Origin of the sequence: Limimaricola litoreus (assembly GCF_024159025.1) — a bacterium.
GTDB classification, from domain to species: domain Bacteria; phylum Pseudomonadota; class Alphaproteobacteria; order Rhodobacterales; family Rhodobacteraceae; genus Limimaricola; species Limimaricola litoreus.
Map to the genome: position 1 here is coordinate 1 of NZ_JAMYXC010000190.1, position 17,569 is coordinate 17,569.

Below are 17,569 nucleotides of genomic sequence, written 5' to 3' on the forward strand. Positions count from 1 at the left end.
TTGTAAGTCGGTATAATCGCCGTGATCGAAGACATAATGATGAAAACCCAAATACCTGATCGGATTATGAAAGCCGCGCGCCTTCAACCTGCGGCCTGAGACCGAGCAGCGGCGCGGTCCGCCGGATCATCTCGGCGGCCACCGGAACGGCCGTCCAACCGGCGGTGCGGCGCGGGATCGAGCCCGTGGTTTCGACCGGCTCGTCAAAGGTGACGACAAAGACATATTCGGGGTCCGTGGCCGGGAACATGCCGGCGAAGGTCGAGATCACCTTGTCCTTGTAGTAGCCGCCGCCGTTTTCCTTGGGCTTGTCGGCGGTGCCGGTCTTGCCGCCCACCTCGTAGCCCTCGACCTCGCCCAGGCTGGCGGTGCCGCGGCTCACCACGGCGCGCAGCATGGCGCGGGCGGCGGCTGCGGTGCGCTCGCTCACCACCCGCTCGCCCGGCGCGCGGCGCGCCCCGTGCAGCAGAGTCGGCGTCACCTTGAGCCCGCCGTTGGCCAGCGTCGCGTAGCCCGCCGCGAGATGCAGCGGCGTGACCGAAAGGCCGTGGCCATAGGAGATCGTCATGGTCGAGATCTCAGACCATTGCGCGGGCAGGAGCGGCTTGCCGGTGGGCGCCTCGATCATCTCGACCTCGGTGGGCTCGAGCATGCCGAGCTGGCCGAGGAACTCGCGCTGTTTCTCGGCGCCATACATCAGCGCGATGCGCGAGGTGCCGATGTTGGAGCTCTCCACGATCACGTCCGTCGCGGTGAGCTGCGGGCCGTAATCGTGGAAGTCGCGGATGCGGAAGCGGCCCCAGGTCATCGGCCCCTTGGTGTCGATCATGGTCGAGGGCTCGATCAGCCCCATCTCCAGCCCCTGCGCCACGGCAAAGATCTTGAACACCGAACCCAGCTCGTAGACGCCCTGCACCATGCGGTTGAACAGCGGGCTGTCGGCGGCCGACCCTTGCGTCAGCGGACGGGGGCGATTGTTGGGGTCGAAATCCGGCAGGCTCGCCATGGCGACGATCTCGCCCGTCTTGGCCTCCATCAGCACCGCCGCGGCGCCGCGCGCGTTGAGCAGGTTCATGCCGCCGGACAGCACCTCCTCGACCGCCGACTGCACGGTGAGATCGAGCGAGAGCTGCAAAGGCGCGCCCTCGTTGGCCGGATCGCGCAGATAGGCGTCGAAGCGCCGCTCCACCCCCGCCACGCCGATCACCTCGGCCGAGGAGACGCCCTCGCGTCCGTAGCTGGCCCCCCCGAGGATATGCGCGGCGATCGGGCCATTGGGGTAGATCCGCATCTCGCGCGGGCCGAACAGAAGCCCAGGATCGCCGATGTCATGCACCGCCTGGCGCTGCTCGGGGCTGATCTGCTTGCGAATCCACAGGAACTTGCGCGGGCCGGTGAAATCCTCGAGCAGTTCGGCCTCGTCGAGCTCGGGGAAGATCCGCACCAGCTCGGCCGCGGCGCGCGCGGGGTCGATCATCTCCGGTGGCTGGGCGTAGAGCGCGTAAGTGTCGAGATTGGTGGCGAGGATGCGGCCCTGACGGTCGGTGATATCGGCGCGCTGGGCGATGATCGGGTTGCCGCTGGCCGAGGCGCGCGGCTCTTCGGCCGGGGCGCCCGCCATGGAGCCCATCTTGAGCGCGATGGTCACGAAGGCCAGGGCGAAAAAGCCGCCCATCACCAAGAGCCGCCCTTCGGCCCGGCTTCGGGCGCGATCGCGGGTTTCCTCGTGGCGCAGGCGCAGATTCTCGCGCTCGATCGCATCCGGGTTCTCGCCGCGCTCGCGCGCCTTGAGGATGCGCGCCAGCGGGCGCAGCGGACGACGGGTCACAGCGGTTCCTCGTCGGTGTTCATGAAGGCGGAGGACACCTCGACCGGGTTCATGATCGGCGGCAGCATCTCGGGCGGGAAGCCGACCTGCTCGACCCGGCCGAAAGCTTCGGGGCGCAGCGGCAGCAGGCCGAGGCGGTCGAAGTTGAGGTCCGCGAGGTCGCGCAGCCGGTCGGGGCGGTTGAGATAGGCCCATTCGGCGTTTAGCATGCCCAGCCGCGCATGGGCGGCACCGATGCGGGCATAAAGCTGGCGCACGTCGCGCAGGGATTGCTGCGTGGCGTAGTTTTCCTGGTAGGCCCAGAAGCCCAGCCCCACGACGGCCAGCGCCGACAGCACGTAGATCACGCCCCTCATCGAGAATTCTCTCCCTTGTTCAGAACAGGCATTCCCAGCGCCGCCGGATCGGCCCGGCCCGCCGGGGCATCGGTGCGCCGCGCGATCCTGAGCCGCGCAGAGCGCGCGCGCGGATTGGCGGCGAGCTCTTCGTCGTCGGGCGCCACGGCCTTGCGCTTGACCAGCTCGAAGGCCGGCGGCGGTCCCTCGACCTCGGGCGCGAAGCGGTTGGCATTGCCGGTGGCGCCCGCGCGCAGCTGCATGAAGCGCTTGACCATGCGGTCCTCGACCGAATGGAAGGTCACCACGCCCAGGAGCCCGCCGGGTTTGAGCGCGCGCTCGGCCGCAGCCAACCCCTCGTAGAGCTCGTCATATTCCTCGTTCACCGCGATGCGCAGCGCCTGAAAGCTGCGGGTCGCGGGGTTGGACTGGCCCGGTTTCTGCCGCGGCAGGCAGCGCGCGACGATCTCCGCGAGCTGCAGCGTCGTGGTGACGGGCCGCGCGGCGACGATGGCGCGGGCGATGCGGCGGCTCTGGCGCTCTTCGCCGTAGAGAAACAGGATGCGCGCGAGATGCGCCTCATCGGCCTCGTTGACGATGTCCGCCGCCGAAGGGCCGGTGTTGCCCATGCGCATGTCGAGCGGGCCGTCCTTCTGGAAGGAAAAGCCGCGCTCGGCCTGGTCGATCTGCATCGAGGAGACGCCCAGATCGAGCACCACCCCGTCGAGCGGCTCGCCCGCCAGCGTGTCGAGCTGCGAGAACCGGCCCTCGCGCATCTGCAGCCGGTCGCCGTATTGCCCGGCCCAAGCCTGCGCCATCGCATGGGTGGTGGGGTCGCGGTCCACGGCAAAGACCTTGTCCGCACCGGCGTCGAGCAGCGCCCGCGTGTAACCCCCAGCCCCGAAGGTGCCATCGAGCCAGACGCCTTCGATCGGCGCCATCTGCTCGATCAGAGGGCGCAGCAAGACGGGAACATGCGGCGTGTCGGTCATGAATCAGAGCCCTTCCACGAGGCTGAGCGGATCGAAGCCCTCGGGCTGTTCCTCGAGCCAGTCGGTGACCTCCTGGCCCACGGTGGTCTCGAAGGTGTCGGCCTTCCAGATCTCGAAATAATCGCCGACGCCCATGAACAAGACCTCGCCCTGCTCCAGCCCCAGCTTGCGGCGCTGGCGGATCGGCATGACGATCCGGCCGTCTCGGTCGATCTCGAGCTTCATCGATTGACCGAGATAGAGACGGCTCACCATCTGCTTTTGCTTGGAGCCCGCGGGCATGGCGCGGATCTGGGCGGCGATGCGGTCGAATTCCTCGACCGAATAGACCCGCAGATTGTCTTTAAGATGATCGCCGAACTGCAAGTAAAGCCTCGGGTTTAGCCCCTCGGTCCAGTCCGGATCCCCGGCCTCGAGCACCCGGCGGAAATCGGCCGGGATGGACATGCGTCCTTTCCCGTCGATCTTTTGCGGATACTCTCCGGTGAACCCCAGCACGCCTAACGAGACCCTTGCCCATGCCCACCCAGGTCATCAGACCTCCTGATACGAAAACGGCGGACCGAGCTGCTGCCACTGCTCGATCCGCCGCATCGTCCCGTTCCCGGGATGTCCGATCGCGCGCGCCACCTGGGGGGATGTCTGCTCGCTCGCGCGCCGGATCTCTTGTTAGAAAACAGCGGGTTGCCTGTATGAACCTGCCAATTTTTGCCGATGGGGTCTTTGGTGCCCCTAGTCCGTCTGTCCACCGTTTCCTTGGCCATAGGGATGCCATGGGAATTCATGGGAGGCAACAAATTTCAGGCATGAAGCGCCTCTTTGGAGAGGCCAAATTAAGACACACATAGGCCTGAATAGGGAAAACTGCGCGTAATCGCACAGCATATTGCGGTCATATATGGAAATTGCCCCAGATATGGGGGGCATTGTTGATGAGCGGAAAAGCCCCGATATGCGGCATTGCTGCCACGTCACCTGTTGCCTCGCTCCGAGACCACGCCCGCAGAACGCGCGATTCTTCAAAAGGGTCCACAAGTCATGAGGAATGCTGGGGATAAGTTGCAGGTCAGGGTCGAATCGCTCGCCACGATTCGACCCTGATCCAGCTCGTTCCATGTATTCCCGGCCTCAGGTTCCAGACGATCCCGGAACAGTCCGATGCGACTCTGTTACAGGCCGTATCGGCTCTCAGGCCATGCCGCCGGCCACCAGCCCGCGGGCAATCTTGAGATAAGCCTCGGCCATCGCCCCTTCGCCCGCGGCCACCGGCGTGCCGGCATCGCCCGCGAGCCGCGTCTCCAGATCGATCGGAAGGCTGCCCAGAAGCGGAGCGTCGAGACGCGCGGCCTCGTCGCGCACGCCGCCATGGCCGAAGATATGCGCCTCGTGGCCGCATTCGGGGCATATGTATAGAGACATGTTCTCGATCAGACCGAGCACCGGTGTCTTGAGGGTGTGGAACATGTCGATCGCCTTGCGCGCGTCGAGCAGCGCCACGTCCTGCGGGGTCGAGACGACGATGGCGCCGGTCAGATGCGTCCTCTGGCACAGGGTCAGCTGGATGTCGCCCGTGCCCGGCGGCAGATCGACAATCAGCACGTCGAGCTCGCCCCAAGCCACCTGGCCGATCAGCTGCTGCAGCGCGCCCATCAGCATCGGCCCGCGCCAGACCACCGCCTTGTCGGGGTCGAGCATCAGCCCGATCGACATCATGGTGACGCCATGCGCGCGCAAGGGCTCGATGGTCTTGCCGTCGGGCGAGCCGGGGCGCTTTGAGACACCCATCATGCGCGGCTGCGAGGGGCCGTATATATCGGCGTCGAGAAGACCGACCCGCCGCCCCTCGCGCGCCAGCGCCACGGCGAGATTCGAGGCGACGGTGGATTTGCCGACGCCGCCCTTGCCCGAGCCCACGGCCAGGATCCGGTCGACCCCCGCGACCCGCTGGGGTCCGGTCTGCCCCGGAGCCTGCGGCGTCGGGTGGCGACCGATCTTGAGCGAGGGCGCCTCGCCCCCCTTTTCGGCGGCAGCCGGGCGCGCGGGCGAGGATGCGGGACCATGCGCCGTCAGGATCGCGCTGACCGCCTCCACGCCGGGCAGCGCGCCGACCGCAGCCTCTGCCGCCCGGCGCACCGGTTCAAGCGCGCGGGCCGCCTCTGCATCGGTCGCCTCGATCACGAATCTTACCCGGCCCGCATCGAACCCGAGCGCCCGCACCATGTCGCGCGAGACGAGATCGCCCCCGTCGGGGAGCCCGATCCGCCGCAGTTCACCGAGGATTTGGTCGCGCGTCAGGGTCATCTTTGGTCCGTATCCATCTTTGCCGTCAGGCATCTGCCCGATCACCGGGCAAGACTCGCGCTTTGCGACCCAAAGCGCAAGCGGCCACGAAATCGCCACATTTCCGCTAGGGAAGTTTATGATTTCATGAAACTTTCACCATGCGTCCGCTGCATAGCAGCATTGCCGTTGCAAGGGATTGTGCATTCGCAGCATGAGCCTATTTTGATCCTCGAAGACGCAATACGGCGCCTTCGAAGACCGGTCCCGCGATCTGGGATCGACCAGAGAGCAGTGACGGCCCGGGCACCGGGCCCCGAACCAAAGAGGTATGCGACATGGCATACACGACCGACACCCGCAGCGCCGGCCTGGGCCAGCGCATCGCCAATCTCCGCGTCACCTTGGCCGACCGGGTCGCGAAGAACAAGATCTATCGCTCGACCTACAACGAGCTGCAGGCGCTGACCGACCGCGATCTCGTCGATCTCGGCATCAGCCGCTCGATGATCAAGCGCATCGCGATCGAGGCCAGCCAGGCACGATAAGTTTCCCAGTTCCCGACCGGTTCCTCCTCCTCCCTGAACCGGTCGCGAGCCGCGGTTTCGCCCCTCCTCCTCCCTGGGCGGCCCGCATCGAGGCGACGGCATCCTCCTCCTCCCTGATGCCGTCGCCTTGACAGTTGACCGAGATACGGGCCGCCCCCTCCTCCTCCCTGGGGCGCGCACGTAGATCAGACCGGCAGGGTCCTCCTCCTCCCTGACCCTGCCGGTTGCACACCACGGGCGCTTCTCCTCCTCCCCTGGAGCGCACGCGGGCCAAAGAGCGGCGGGGCTCTCCTCCTCCCTGCCCCGTCGCTCGCAGGAATTCGAATACGGGCCGTCCCCTCCTCCTCCCTGGGACGGCGCGCATCAGACCGGCGGGGCCTCCTCCTCCCTGCCCCGCCGGTCGTACAGGATACGGATGTCCCTCCTCCCAGACAGACATCCGTTGCATAGACCGGTCGGGCCCTCCTCCTCCCTGGCCAGATCGGTCGACCGAGACGGTCACGGGTTCTCCTCCTCCTCCCTGAGGACCCGCGCGCCGGAACAGACGGCGGCGCCCCTCCTCCTCCCTGGGCGTCGCCGTTTCTCGTTTCAGGGCCTTTCATTTCCGCTCTTCCCATTTCCGCCCAAGGGTGCAGATTGGCGCGCATGACCGCGCTTTCGCTCCTGCCCGCCCTGATGGGCTTTGCCCTCGTCACCCTGTTCACGCCGGGGCCCAACAACCTGATGCTGATGGCGTCGGGCGCCAATTTCGGCCTGCGCCGCTCGGTGCCGCACATGGCGGGCGTGGCGCTGGGGTTTGCCGGAATGGCGGGGCTGGTCGGGCTGGGGCTGGCGCAGGTGTTCGAGATCTGGCCGCTGCTGACCGTGGTGCTGCGGGTGGTCTCGGTCCTGTTCCTGCTCTGGCTGGCGTGGAAGATCGCCACCGCGGCTCCCAAGGCCGCCGATGCGCCCGACACCAGGGGCACACCGCTGACCTTCCTGCAGGCGGTCGCGTTCCAATGGGTGAACCCCAAGGCCTGGGCCATGTCCGTGACGGCGACCAGCGCCTATGTCGGCGATGCCGGGCTGTGGGGCGTGGCGCTGGTGGTGACGGTCTTCGCCACCATGGGCTCGGTCTCGGCCGGGCTCTGGACCGTGCTGGGGCAAAGCCTGCGGCGGCTCTTGTCCGAGCCGAAGCGGCTCAGGGCGTTCAACATCGCCATGGCGCTGCTGCTCGTCGCCACGCTCTGGCCGATCCTCGCGGCGCTGTGACGCGAAACGCCGGAAACCTGCGAGGGTTTCCGGCGTCGGATCTGCGTATTTGGAGAAAGATGAAGCGGATCAGCTCTCCGAATAGGCCTGCATCACCTCGTCGGAGGCCTCGAAATTGGTGGTGACGGTCTGCACGTCGTCGTCGTCTTCGAGCGTCTCCACCAGCTTCATCAGCTTTTGCACGCCGTCGAGGTCGAGCGGGGTGCGGGTCTGCGGCTTCCAGATCAGCTTGGTGGTCTCGCTTTCGCCAAGCTCGGCCTCCAGCGCCGTCGCCACCTCGTTGAGGTCGGTGTCGGCGCAGTAGATCCAGTGGCCCTCCTCGTCGCTCTCCACGTCCTCGGCACCGGCCTCGATCGCGGCCATCATCACCGTGTCGGCGTCGCCGACCGAGGCCGGGTAGTAGATCTCGCCCTTGCGGTCGAACATGAAGGAGACCGAGCCGGTCTCGCCGAGGTTGCCGCCGCTCTTGCCGAAGGTGGAACGCACGTTCGAAGCGGTGCGGTTGCGGTTGTCGGTCATCGCCTCGACGATCACCGCGACGCCGTTGGGGCCGTAGCCCTCGTAGCGGATCTCGTCATAGCTTTCGGCGTCGCCGCCCTGAGATTTCTTGATGGCGCGGTCGATCACGTCCTTGGGGACGGAGACGGCCTTGGCCTCCTTGACGGCCATGCGCAGGCGCGGGTTCTTGTCGGGATCGGGATCGCCCATCTTGGCGGCGACGGTGATCTCCTTGGAGAGCTTCGAGAACAGCTTGGAGCGCGCGGCGTCCTGCCGCCCCTTGCGATGCTGGATGTTGGCCCATTTGGAATGGCCTGCCATGGCGGGGCTCCTGTGGTGATATGCGTAAACCGCGCCCTCTATAAGCCAGCCCCCGCAAAGGGGGCAAGCGGGCTCACAGCGGGAAGAACAAGGGGATGACAACCGAGGCGGTCAGCGCCGTCAGCAGGTTGAGCGGCACGCCGATCCTCAGGAAGTCCGAGAACTTGTAGCCGCCCGGCCCGTAGACCAGCGTGTTGGTCTGGTAGCCGATCGGTGTGGCGAAGGCGGCCGATGCGCCGAACATCACTGCCACGACCAAGGGCCTCGCATCGACGCCCAGCGCCTGCGCCAGCCCGATCGCCACCGGCGTCAGGATCACCGCGACGGCGTTGTTCGACACGATCTCCGTCAGGATCGAGGCGAGGAGATAGACCACCAGCACCAGTGCCCAGCTCGGCAGATGCATGAGCGTGGGCGTCAGCCAGTCGACCAGGAGCGACACCGCGCCGGAATGGTCGAGCCCCGCCCCGACCGCGAGCATGCCGAAGATCAGCGCCAGGAGCCGCCCGTCGATGAAGCCGAAGGCCTCGTCGGCGTCGATGCAGCGCGTCAGCAGCACCACCGCCACGCCGAGGAAACTCATCACCGCGATATTGGCCACGCCGATCGCCGAAAGGCCGACGATGGCGAAGAGCACCGCGATCACGATCGGCGCATGGCTGCGGCGATAGGCGCGCTCGGTCGGCTGGGCGACGTTGACGAGGTTCATGTCCGTGGCGAGCCGCTGGATATCGGCCGTCGCCCCTTCGAGCAGCAGCGTGTCGCCGACCCGCACGACGAGATCGTCGATCTGGCGGCCGATGTTCTTGTCGCGGCGATGGACCGCGAGCGTATAGACGCCGTAGCGGCGGCGCAGGCGCAAATCGCCGAGCTTGCGACCGACCATGCGGCAATCGGGCGAAATCAGCACCTCGACCGTGGTGGTCTCGACCGCCGAGACCTGATCGACGCGGCGCAGGCTCTTGTTGGCCTGCAGCGACAAAAGCTCGGTCATCGCGGTCCTGAGCACCACTCGGTCGCCCACTTCGAGCGTGACGCCCGCGAGGTTGCGCCGGAGCGAAGCATCGCCGCGCACCACGTCGATCAGCCGCACGCCCTCGCGCTTGAACAGCTGCACATCCGTGACCTCGCGCCCGATCAGATTGCTGTCGGGCGGGATCACCGCCTCGGTGAAGAAGCGCATCTTCGACTTGCCCGACAGCAGGGCGGCCATGGAATCGCGGTCGGGCAGCAGCTTGCGCCCGATCAGCCCGAGATAGGCCACCGCGACCCCGGCCAGCAGCAGCCCCGCCCCGCTAATCTCGAAGATGCCGAAGGGCTCCATTCCCGCCGCCTGCACCACGCCGTCGACCAGAAGGTTGGTCGAGGTGCCGATCAGCGTCAGCATGCCGCCGAAGATCGCGAAGTAGCTCAGCGGGATCAGCAGCTTCGAGGGCTGGTGCCCCATCTGCCCCGAAAGCCGCACGAAGATCGGTATCATCACCACCACGATGGGCGTGTTGTTGATGAAGGCCGACATCGTCAGCACCGTGAAGGTGAGCGTGATCAGCGTGGTCTTGGGCCGCCGCTCCACGTGGCGCGCGGCCTGCGCCGAGATCCAGTCGAGCGCGCCGGTGCGCACCAAGGCTCCCACCACCACGAACAGCGCCGCGATGGTCCATGGCGCGGGGTTGGCAAAGATGCCGATGGCGGTGTCCTCTGGCAGGATGCCCAGCACCAGCATCGCCATCGCGCCGGTGATCGCCACCACCTCGACCGGGTAGGCCTCGCGCAGGAAGGCGAGGAACATCGCCAGCACGATCCCCATGGCGGTGATCGCCTGGACATCGGGCGACAGCTCTATGCCGAACATCGTCAGATCTCTCCTGAGCGGCCGGCGATCCCGGCCCGACCCTTCACGCGGGGCCGCATTGCGACAGCCGCCCGCCCTGGCGCACCATCTCGACCCGCGTGGAAAGGCCGGTGCGGTCGTCGGTCTCGACATAGAGGCCCGAGAGGGTCACCTCCTCCATCGCGGGGGTGAAACGCCCGCCGGGCATGCCGGTGATGAAGCGCCGGAGCGGCTCTTCCTTCTGCATGCCGATGACGCTGTCGTAATCGCCGCACATGCCCGCATCCGACTGGAACGCCGTGCCCCGCGGCAGGATGGTCGCATCCGCCGTCGGCACATGGGTGTGGGTGCCCACCACGACCGAGGCCCGCCCGTCGCAGAAATGTCCCACGCCCATTTTCTCGCTCGTCGCCTCGCAATGGATGTCGATCAGCGAGGCGGCCACCGTGCCGCCCGGCGGATGCGCCTTGAGCACCGGCTCGAGCGCCGAGAAGGGATCGTCATAGGGGCGGCTCATGAAGACCTGCCCCAGCACCTGCGCCACGAGGACGCGGCGGCCCCGCGTCGCCTCGAACACCCGCGCGCCGATGCCGGGGGCGGACTTGGAATAGTTGAGCGGGCGGATGATGCGCGGCTCGGTCTCGCAAAAGCGCATCATGTCCTTCTGGTCGAAGGCATGATCGCCCAGCGTGATGACATCGGCGCCCGCGTCCAGGATGCCCTTGGCATGCTCGGTCGAAAGCCCCCGCCCGCCGGTGGCATTCTCGCCATTGACCACCACGAAATCGAGCCGCCAATCGCGGCGCAGGGCCGGAAGCCGCTCCGCCACGGCCTGCCGGCCACCGCGACCCATCACGTCGCCAAGGAACAATATTCTCATTTCATCGGTGTTAGGACGGCGGTTTGCAAAGGGCAAGCGAAGCCTCGCATGGCCGCGCGCTCACGTGGCGGCGCGGCGCAAAATGCCCGGTCGGGGGGCGCGGCGCGGCACGGAACGCCTGTTCCGCCGCCCCTCTCAGACCGGCACGACGATCCCGGATTCGGTGATGATCAGGTCCAGTGGCTGATCCGTCTCCTCGACGGGAATCTCCTCAGCCTCCTGCGCGGCAAAGGCGAATCCGACGGCCGTGACCGGACCCGCGGCGCGCAGCAGCTCCAGGGTCCGATCATAGAAGCCGCCGCCATAGCCCAGCCGGTGGCCGTGCCGGTCAAAGGCGACCAGCGGCACGATGACGATGCGCGGCACGATCCAATCGCCCGCCACCGGGACATCCGCGCCGAAATGCCCCCTTTCGAGCGCGCAGCCCGGTGTCCATTCACGGAAGCTGAGCGGCCGCCCCGCCCCTTCGATCACCGGCACGCCGACGCGTCCGGTCTTGGCCGCCACGGCCATGGCGGGCAGCGGATCGATCTCGCTGCGCATCGGCATGTAGCCCGCCACCGTCTTGCCGGGGTGCTCGGATAGCCAGCGGGTCAGGTGTTCGGCCTGCGCGCCCGCCGAGCGATGCGCCAGTTCGCGGCGCAGGAACGCCGCCTCGCGCGCGGCCTTTTTGCGCGCGGCCAGCCCGGTATGCCCGCTCACAGCAGGATCACCGAGGCAAGGCCGAGGAAGGCGAAGAAGCCGACCACGTCCGTCACGGTCGTCACAAAGGTGCCCGAGGCCAGCGCCGGATCGACGCCGAAGCGGTCGAGCACCACCGGCACCACCACCCCCGACAGTCCCGCGACGACGAGGTTGATCACCATCGCCACCGCGATCACCGCGCCCAGCATGGGCGAACCGAACCAGGCCAGGCCGACGAGCCCCATCACCACCGCGAAGGCGAGCCCGTTGATCAGCCCGACCGCCACCTCGCGCCGGATCACCCGCCAGACGTTGGAGGTGGTCAGGTCGCGCGTGGCGATGGCGCGCACCGCGACGGTGAGCGACTGCGTGCCCGCGTTGCCGCCCATGGAGGCGACGATCGGCATCAGCACCGCCAGCGCCACCAGACCGGCGATGGTCTCCTCGAAAAGCGAGATCACCAACGAGGCGATGATCGCCGTGCCGAGATTGACGGCAAGCCATGGAAGGCGCTGCTTGGTGGTCTCGCGCACCGAATCCGACAGCTCGCTCTCGCCGCCGACCCCGGCGAGGCGCAGGATGTCCTCCTCGTGCTCCTCGTCGAGCACGTTCATTGCGTCGTCGATGGTGATGACGCCCACCAGCCGGTCGTCATCATCCACCACGGGGGCGGAGATCAGGTGATACTGGTTGAAGGCATAGGCCACGGCGCCTTCGTCGTCTTCCACGTGAAACGTGCGGAAGCTCTCCTCGGTGATGTCGCGCAGCAGCGTGGCGCGCGACTTGGACAAGAGCCGCCCGATCTGCACGTAGCCCACCGGCTTCATCCGCGGATCGACCAGTATCACGTGGTAGAACTGATCGGGCAGCCGCTCGGCGCGGCGCAGGAAGTCGATCGCCTCGCCGACGCTCCAATGCTCGGGCGCGCGCACCACCTCGACCTGCATCAGGCGCCCGGCGGATTCCTCGGGGTAGGCCAGCGCCTTCTCGACCGCGATCCGGTCGGTCGCGGCGAGCGCGTCGAGCACGGCGGATTGCTGGTCCTCGTCGAGATATTCGACGAGATCGACCACGTCGTCGGATTCCAGCTCGCGCACCGCCGAGGCCAGCTCGGTCGGGGCGAGGCTCTGGATGATCTCCTCGCGCAGATTGTCGTCGAGCTCCGACAGGATCTCGCCATCCATGCCGCCCTTCCACAGCGCGAGCAGCGCGCGGCGGTCGCGCGCGTCGATCTGTTCGAGCAGGTCGGCGATGTCGGCGGGGTGCAGCGGCTCGAAGATCGCGTCGAGCCGGGCGGCGTCGCCGGCCTCGACCGCGTCGAGCACCTCGTCGAACAACCGCGCCGGCAGGCCGAAATCGCCCTCGTCCTCCTGCGGCTCCTGGTTGTCGATCTGGTCGGTCATGGCGGCTCCCGATGTTTGCGCGGACCATAGTGGTTGTTGGCGCAGCGGCAAGCTGGGCGCGGGACGATTGGCAGATTTACCTTGCCGCGCCCTGCTCCTATCGTCGGCCCATGACAAAGACATTGCATCTGGGCCAGACCCTGACCTTCACCGGCGATCCCTTCACCCAAGGCCCCGCCGCCGCCACCCATTCGAGCCGCGGCGCGGTGCTGGTCGAGGCAGGCCGCGTCGTCGCCACGGGCGAGGCCGACGCCCTGCGCGCGCAGCACGGCGAGGCGGAGGTGATCGACCACGGCGCGGGGCTGATCCTGCCCGGCTTCGTCGATGCGCATATGCATTACCCGCAGACCGCGATGATCGCGAGCTGGGGCAAGCGGCTGATCGACTGGCTCAACAGCTACACCTTCCCCGAGGAAGGCAAGTTCGCCGATCGCGCCTATGCCGACGAGATCGCGAACCGCACGCTCGACCTTGCCATTTCCAACGGCACCACGACGCTGACGAGCTTCTGCACGATCCACCCGGGCAGCGTCGACGCCTTCTTCGAGGCGGCGGAGGCGCGCGGCATGGCGGCTTTCGCGGGCAAGACCTGCATGGACCGCAACGCGCCCGATTATCTCAGCGACACGGCGCAGAGCGCGCATGACGACAGCAAGGCGCTGATCGAACGCTGGCACGGCAAGGGCCGCGCGACCTATGTCATCACGCCGCGCTTTTCGCCCACATCGACGCCGGAGCAGCTCGAGGCGCTGGGCGCGCTTTGGGCCGCGCACCCCTCCTGCCTGATGCAGACGCATCTTTCCGAGCAGGTCGACGAGATCGAATGGGTCAAGGGGCTCTACCCTGAGGCGCGCGACTATCTCGACACCTATGAGCAGCACGGCCTTCTGGGCGCGCGCGGGCTTTACGGCCATGCGATCCATCTCGAACCGCGCGAGACCGACCGGCTGCGCGAGGTCGGCGCGGGGCTGGTGCATTGCCCGACCTCGAACACCTTCATCGGCTCGGGGCTCTTCGACATGGCGGCGCGGATGGCCGAAGGGCAACGGATCGGGCTGGCCTCGGACACCGGCGGCGGCTCGTCGTTCTCGATGCTGCGGGTGATGGGCGCGGCCTATGAGATCGGACAGCTCAAGCGCAATCCGATCCACCCCGCGCAGCTTTTGTGGCTCGCCACCGAGGGCTCGGCCAAGGTGCTGCATGCCGAAGGCGAGATCGGGCGGCTGGCGCCGGGGTCCATGGCCGACATGATCGTGCTCGACCTTGCCTCCACCCCCGGCATCGCGCAGCGATCGGCGCTGGCCTCGGATATCTGGGAGGCGCTGTTCCCGACCATCATGATGGGAGATGACCGGGCGATTGCGAAAACCTATGTCGCAGGCCGGCAGCTGAAGGGCTAGCGCCCCCTGAGCAGCGCCAGCGCCTCGGCGTGGATCTGCGCGTTGGCGGCAGCGAGCACCCGGCCGCCTTCATGCGCGGGGCGGCCCTCCCAATCGGTGACGATGCCGCCCGCCGCCTCGATCACCGCGATCGGGCCGCAGATGTCGTAGCTGTTGAGCCCCGCCTCGATCACCAGATCGACCTGGCCCAGCGCCACCAGCGCATAGGCGTAGCAATCCATGCCGTAGCGGGTCAGCCGCGCGGCCCGGCTCGCCGCTTCGAAACCCTCGCGTTCGGCGGGCGTGCCGACCTCGGGAAAGGTCGTCATCACCGTCGCCTCGGCCAAGGGGCGCGCGGCGCGGCCGCGCAGCGGCGTCTCGCCATGCGGCCCGACCACGCGGGCGGCGCCGAAGCCGCCTTCGAAACGCTCCCCGATATAGGGCTGGTCGATCAGGCCAAAGAGAGGACCCTTCGCGTCGCAGACCGAGACGAGAACGCCCCATGTCGGCGCGCCCGAGATATAGGCGCGGGTGCCGTCGATCGGGTCGAGCACCCAGGTCAGCCCGCTGCTGCCCGGCGTCGCGCCGTATTCCTCGCCCAAGATCGCATCATCCGGGCGGCGCGCGGCCAACACCGCGCGCATCGCGCGCTCGGAGGCGCGGTCGGCCTCGGTCACGGGATCGAAGCCCGCCCCAGCCCCGGTCTTGTCATCCGTGGCGATGGATCGGCGGAAATGACGCAGCGTCTCGGGCCGCGCGGCATCGGCCAGCGCATGGGCGGTGGCGGTGAGATCGCGCATGAGATCGTCTGAAAGCATGCCGGTCATGTCGAGCCCATCCTGATCGGACGGACAGCCCGCCCCGGCACGGGCGGTAACGCGCGGAGGGCGCTCCGGTCAAGCCGGGGGCCCTCCGCGACGCGCCTTTCAGGCGGCGTCGCTCAGCACGCGGGCAAGGTCGAACAGGCGCCGACGCTGCTGTTCGGGGATCGCGTAGTAGGAGCGCAGCAGCTCCAGCGCTTCGCGATCGGCCATCACGTCGCCGGGCAGGTCGCCGGGGCGCGGCTCGGGCTTGGCGGCTTCCATGCCCTCGAAGAAGAAGGAGACCGGAACGCCCAGCGCATGGGCGATGTCCCACAGACGCGAGGCCGAAACCCGGTTCATTCCGGTTTCGTATTTCTGGATCTGCTGGAACTTGATTCCGACCTTTTCGGCCAGCTGCTGTTGGGTCGTGCCGTTCATCCACCGCCGATGGCGAATGCGCTTTCCGACATGAACGTCAACGGGGTGCTTCATGTCCTGTCCTCTCAATGGAGCGCATCGGACCTCCGATCAGACGATCGTCCGGATGCGTCATAAAATATGTACGGGGCAAGGTAGCCCCTCTATATACTCATATAGACACGCTTTGGTTGCATGGGTCATCATGCCTTTAAGATCATGATCCGGCGCATCGGATCACGAGAACCTGTCCCGATGGACAGGCCGGGATGCACAAATCACGCGGCTTGCAGGAAACATCGCGCGCGGCGCGTGTAGAACGGGACCGCCATCGGGGCCGATCGTCGCCTTTTGCGTGCCCGATGCCGCACCTTGCCGCGCGGGCTGTCGCAGCCTTCTTGAATCTCCGCCGCCGATCGCCAATATCGGGAACAAGACTTGTATTCCAACGGAGGTCTCTATGGCTGAATTCAACACGATCCGCGCGACGGCCGGGGCCCGTTCCGCTCGGATCGACGAAGGGCTTCGCGCCCACATGAACAAGGTCTACGGCACGATGTCCGTAGGCATGATCATCACCGCCGCCGCCGCCTGGGCGATCTCGGGGCTGGCCGTCACCACCGATCCCGCCCTCGCCATGGCGCAGATCGGCCCCGACAAGTATCTCAACAGCTTCGGCGCCGCGATCTATGCCTCGCCGCTGAAGTGGCTGATCATGTTCGCGCCGCTGATCTTCGTGTTCGGCTTCTCGGCCGGCATGAACCGCATGTCCGCCGCCACGGCGCAGATCGTGTTCTACGCCTTTGCCGCGGTGATGGGCCTGTCGCTCAGCTCGATCTTCCTCGTCTTCACCGGCGTTTCGATCGTGCAGGTCTTCCTCATCACCGCCGTCGCCTTCGCGGGTCTGTCGCTCTACGGCTACACCACCAAGAAGGACCTGTCAGGCTTCGGCACCTTCCTGATCATGGGCGTGATCGGCCTGATCGTCGCCTCGATCGTGAACATCTTCCTTGCCTCCTCGGCGGTGGCCTTCGCGATCTCGGTGCTGGGCGTGCTGATCTTCGCGGGCCTCACGGCCTATGACACGCAGAACATCAAGAACGTCTACCTGAGCCACGCCAGCCATGGCGACAGCGAATGGTTGGGCAAGGCCGCCATCATGGGTGCGCTGCAGCTCTATCTCGACTTCATCAACATGTTCATGTTCCTGCTCCAGCTGTTCGGCAACCGCGAATAAGCACAGCGGAACGGAGACCCTCCCTTCAAGGGCCGGCGGAAACGCCGGCCCTTTTTGCATGTGCCGCTTGGCTGCCACGTCGCGCCGATGCGTTCTGGCGCGACGCGTCACATAGAGGGGCGGAGGGATTGCCGCAGATTCCCCGTGCCGGGACCAAGGGCCAGCGACAAGGTCATTTCCGAAGATCAGTTTTTACTGCCGAGCGAGGCCCGGCGCCGGGGGGCTACTTGCTCATCCGCGCCAGCTTGGATTGCAGCTCCGCGAGCTGCTTCTTGATGTCATCGAGATTGTCATCTCCGGTCCCGGTCTCCGACCCGGTCTTGCCCATCATGCCGCCCGTCATCGCCTTGAAGAAGGCCTCCTGCTGCGCGCGCATCGCGTCGAAGCCCGGCATCTGCCCCATGGGAGAGACCTTGGTCATGTTTTCCATCATCTTCGACTGGCCGTCGCGCAGCATTTCGAAGGAGGCGGCGAGAAACTGCGGCACGACCGAACCGGCCTGGCTGGTGTAGCTGCGCACCAGATCGGTCAACACGTCGACCGGCAGCACGCTCTCGCCGCGGCTTTCATGCTCGGCGATGATCTGGAGAAGGTATTGCCGCGTCAGGTCATCGCCCGATTTGAGATCGACGATCTGCACCTCGCGGCCCGCGCGGATGAAGCTCGCGATATCCTCGAGGGTGACGTAATCGCTGGTCTCGGTGTTGTAGAGCCTGCGGCTGGCATAACGCTTGATCAGAAGCGGTTTCGCGGTCTCGGCCATCTTCGGTCCCCCAAGGCATGATGCGCTGCAGCGAAAGCCTAGGCCCGTGTTTCGCAAAAAGAAAGGGCGGGCTGCCACCTGGCAGCCCGCCCGATCGCGGCGGGGAGGAACGCCGCTGT

The 17,569-nt window shown here is 66.9% G+C and carries 17 protein-coding genes; 4 read left to right on the top strand and 13 right to left on the bottom strand.

Annotated elements, in window-relative coordinates; translation table 11 throughout:
- Positions 1-64 precede the first annotated feature (64 nt).
- From NHG85_RS12095 to NHG85_RS12115, 5 genes are all read right to left on the bottom strand, one after another.
- The gene (locus NHG85_RS12095) at positions 65-1,828 is read right to left on the bottom strand and encodes a peptidoglycan D,D-transpeptidase FtsI family protein (protein WP_253332703.1); all 1,764 of its coding nucleotides are present in this window, start codon (positions 1,826-1,828) and stop codon (positions 65-67) included.
- On the bottom strand, positions 1,825-2,184 hold the full coding sequence (gene ftsL, locus NHG85_RS12100) for a cell division protein FtsL (protein ID WP_099273964.1): 360 nt from the start codon (positions 2,182-2,184) through the stop codon (positions 1,825-1,827). Before ftsL ends, NHG85_RS12095 begins: the two co-directional genes overlap by 4 nt.
- Positions 2,181-3,155 (bottom strand): 16S rRNA (cytosine(1402)-N(4))-methyltransferase RsmH, encoded by a 975-nt coding sequence (gene rsmH, locus NHG85_RS12105; protein WP_253332705.1) that lies wholly within the window; start codon positions 3,153-3,155, stop codon positions 2,181-2,183. The genes ftsL and rsmH overlap by 4 nt, the downstream gene beginning before the upstream one ends.
- A gap of 3 nt (positions 3,156-3,158) precedes the next feature.
- On the bottom strand, positions 3,159-3,653 hold the full coding sequence (locus NHG85_RS12110; RefSeq protein ID WP_099273968.1) for a division/cell wall cluster transcriptional repressor MraZ: 495 nt from the start codon (positions 3,651-3,653) through the stop codon (positions 3,159-3,161).
- 690 nt (positions 3,654-4,343) lie between these two features.
- Positions 4,344-5,456, bottom strand: a complete 1,113-nt coding sequence (locus tag NHG85_RS12115; protein ID WP_253332708.1) for an Mrp/NBP35 family ATP-binding protein — start codon at positions 5,454-5,456, stop codon at positions 4,344-4,346.
- Positions 5,457-5,773: 317 nt separating this feature from the next.
- Between NHG85_RS12115 and NHG85_RS12120 the strand changes: the two genes are divergently transcribed.
- Both NHG85_RS12120 and NHG85_RS12125 read left to right on the top strand, forming a co-directional pair.
- Positions 5,774-5,983, top strand: coding sequence for a DUF1127 domain-containing protein (locus tag NHG85_RS12120; RefSeq protein WP_253332710.1), 210 nt, complete (start codon positions 5,774-5,776; stop codon positions 5,981-5,983).
- A gap of 645 nt (positions 5,984-6,628) precedes the next feature.
- Entirely contained in the window at positions 6,629-7,234 is a 606-nt protein-coding gene (locus NHG85_RS12125; protein ID WP_253332712.1) for a LysE family translocator, read from the top strand.
- A gap of 69 nt (positions 7,235-7,303) precedes the next feature.
- Here the strand turns inward: NHG85_RS12125 and NHG85_RS12130 are convergent, their stop codons facing one another.
- The 5 genes from NHG85_RS12130 to mgtE form a co-directional block, all read right to left on the bottom strand.
- Positions 7,304-8,053: a YebC/PmpR family DNA-binding transcriptional regulator gene (locus tag NHG85_RS12130; protein WP_253332713.1), complete on the bottom strand. Its 750-nt coding sequence runs from the start codon at positions 8,051-8,053 to the stop codon at positions 7,304-7,306.
- 73 nt (positions 8,054-8,126) lie between these two features.
- Positions 8,127-9,905, bottom strand: coding sequence for an SLC13 family permease (locus NHG85_RS12135; protein ID WP_253332714.1), 1,779 nt, complete (start codon positions 9,903-9,905; stop codon positions 8,127-8,129).
- 43 nt (positions 9,906-9,948) lie between these two features.
- Positions 9,949-10,764 (bottom strand): TIGR00282 family metallophosphoesterase, encoded by an 816-nt coding sequence (locus tag NHG85_RS12140; protein WP_253332716.1) that lies wholly within the window; start codon positions 10,762-10,764, stop codon positions 9,949-9,951.
- 135 nt (positions 10,765-10,899) lie between these two features.
- Positions 10,900-11,466, bottom strand: coding sequence for a 5-formyltetrahydrofolate cyclo-ligase (locus NHG85_RS12145; protein WP_253332718.1), 567 nt, complete (start codon positions 11,464-11,466; stop codon positions 10,900-10,902).
- Complete coding sequence (gene mgtE, locus NHG85_RS12150) at positions 11,463-12,851, bottom strand: magnesium transporter (RefSeq protein ID WP_253332720.1); 1,389 nt, start codon at positions 12,849-12,851, stop codon at positions 11,463-11,465. The genes NHG85_RS12145 and mgtE overlap by 4 nt, the downstream gene beginning before the upstream one ends.
- 110 nt (positions 12,852-12,961) lie before the next feature.
- Here mgtE and guaD point away from each other — a divergent pair, with 110 nt between their 5' ends.
- Positions 12,962-14,251: a guanine deaminase gene (gene guaD / locus NHG85_RS12155; protein ID WP_253332722.1), complete on the top strand. Its 1,290-nt coding sequence runs from the start codon at positions 12,962-12,964 to the stop codon at positions 14,249-14,251.
- Here guaD and NHG85_RS12160 read toward each other — a convergent pair.
- Together NHG85_RS12160 and NHG85_RS12165 are read right to left on the bottom strand one after the other, a co-directional pair.
- A complete protein-coding gene (locus NHG85_RS12160; RefSeq protein ID WP_253332724.1) occupies positions 14,248-15,057 on the bottom strand; it encodes an inositol monophosphatase family protein in 810 nt (269 codons plus the stop codon). The two genes, guaD and NHG85_RS12160, sit on opposite strands and share 4 nt — an antisense overlap.
- Before the next feature lie 99 nt (positions 15,058-15,156).
- Entirely contained in the window at positions 15,157-15,525 is a 369-nt protein-coding gene (locus NHG85_RS12165) for a helix-turn-helix domain-containing protein (RefSeq protein WP_099273990.1), read from the bottom strand.
- A 385-nt stretch (positions 15,526-15,910) separates the two neighbouring features.
- Here NHG85_RS12165 and NHG85_RS12170 point away from each other — a divergent pair, with 385 nt between their 5' ends.
- On the top strand, positions 15,911-16,687 hold the full coding sequence (locus tag NHG85_RS12170; protein WP_253332726.1) for a Bax inhibitor-1/YccA family protein: 777 nt from the start codon (positions 15,911-15,913) through the stop codon (positions 16,685-16,687).
- A 223-nt stretch (positions 16,688-16,910) separates the two neighbouring features.
- Here NHG85_RS12170 and phaR read toward each other — a convergent pair whose 3' ends face one another.
- On the bottom strand, positions 16,911-17,450 hold the full coding sequence (phaR, locus tag NHG85_RS12175; RefSeq protein ID WP_253332728.1) for a polyhydroxyalkanoate synthesis repressor PhaR: 540 nt from the start codon (positions 17,448-17,450) through the stop codon (positions 16,911-16,913).
- Between the last annotated feature and the right edge of the window lie 119 nt (positions 17,451-17,569).

Bases quoted from the DNA above. Each gene is read 5' to 3' on its own strand.
- mgtE (WP_253332720.1), bottom strand. From the start codon at position 12,851: ATGACCGACCAGATCGACAACCAGGAGCCGCAGGAGGACGAGGGCGAT.
- NHG85_RS12135 (WP_253332714.1), bottom strand. From the start codon at position 9,905: ATGTTCGGCATAGAGCTGTCGCCCGATGTCCAGGCGATCACCGCCATG.
- NHG85_RS12140 (WP_253332716.1), bottom strand. From the start codon at position 10,764: ATGAGAATATTGTTCCTTGGCGACGTGATGGGTCGCGGTGGCCGGCAG.
- NHG85_RS12115 (WP_253332708.1), bottom strand. From the start codon at position 5,456: ATGACCCTGACGCGCGACCAAATCCTCGGTGAACTGCGGCGGATCGGG.
- ftsL (WP_099273964.1), bottom strand. From the start codon at position 2,184: ATGAGGGGCGTGATCTACGTGCTGTCGGCGCTGGCCGTCGTGGGGCTG.
- NHG85_RS12125 (WP_253332712.1), top strand. From the start codon at position 6,629: ATGACCGCGCTTTCGCTCCTGCCCGCCCTGATGGGCTTTGCCCTCGTC.
- NHG85_RS12165 (WP_099273990.1), bottom strand. From the start codon at position 15,525: ATGAAGCACCCCGTTGACGTTCATGTCGGAAAGCGCATTCGCCATCGG.
- rsmH (WP_253332705.1), bottom strand. From the start codon at position 3,155: ATGACCGACACGCCGCATGTTCCCGTCTTGCTGCGCCCTCTGATCGAG.
- NHG85_RS12170 (WP_253332726.1), top strand. From the start codon at position 15,911: ATGGCTGAATTCAACACGATCCGCGCGACGGCCGGGGCCCGTTCCGCT.
- guaD (WP_253332722.1), top strand. From the start codon at position 12,962: ATGACAAAGACATTGCATCTGGGCCAGACCCTGACCTTCACCGGCGAT.
- NHG85_RS12130 (WP_253332713.1), bottom strand. From the start codon at position 8,053: ATGGCAGGCCATTCCAAATGGGCCAACATCCAGCATCGCAAGGGGCGG.
- phaR (WP_253332728.1), bottom strand. From the start codon at position 17,450: ATGGCCGAGACCGCGAAACCGCTTCTGATCAAGCGTTATGCCAGCCGC.
- NHG85_RS12120 (WP_253332710.1), top strand. From the start codon at position 5,774: ATGGCATACACGACCGACACCCGCAGCGCCGGCCTGGGCCAGCGCATC.
- NHG85_RS12160 (WP_253332724.1), bottom strand. From the start codon at position 15,057: ATGACCGGCATGCTTTCAGACGATCTCATGCGCGATCTCACCGCCACC.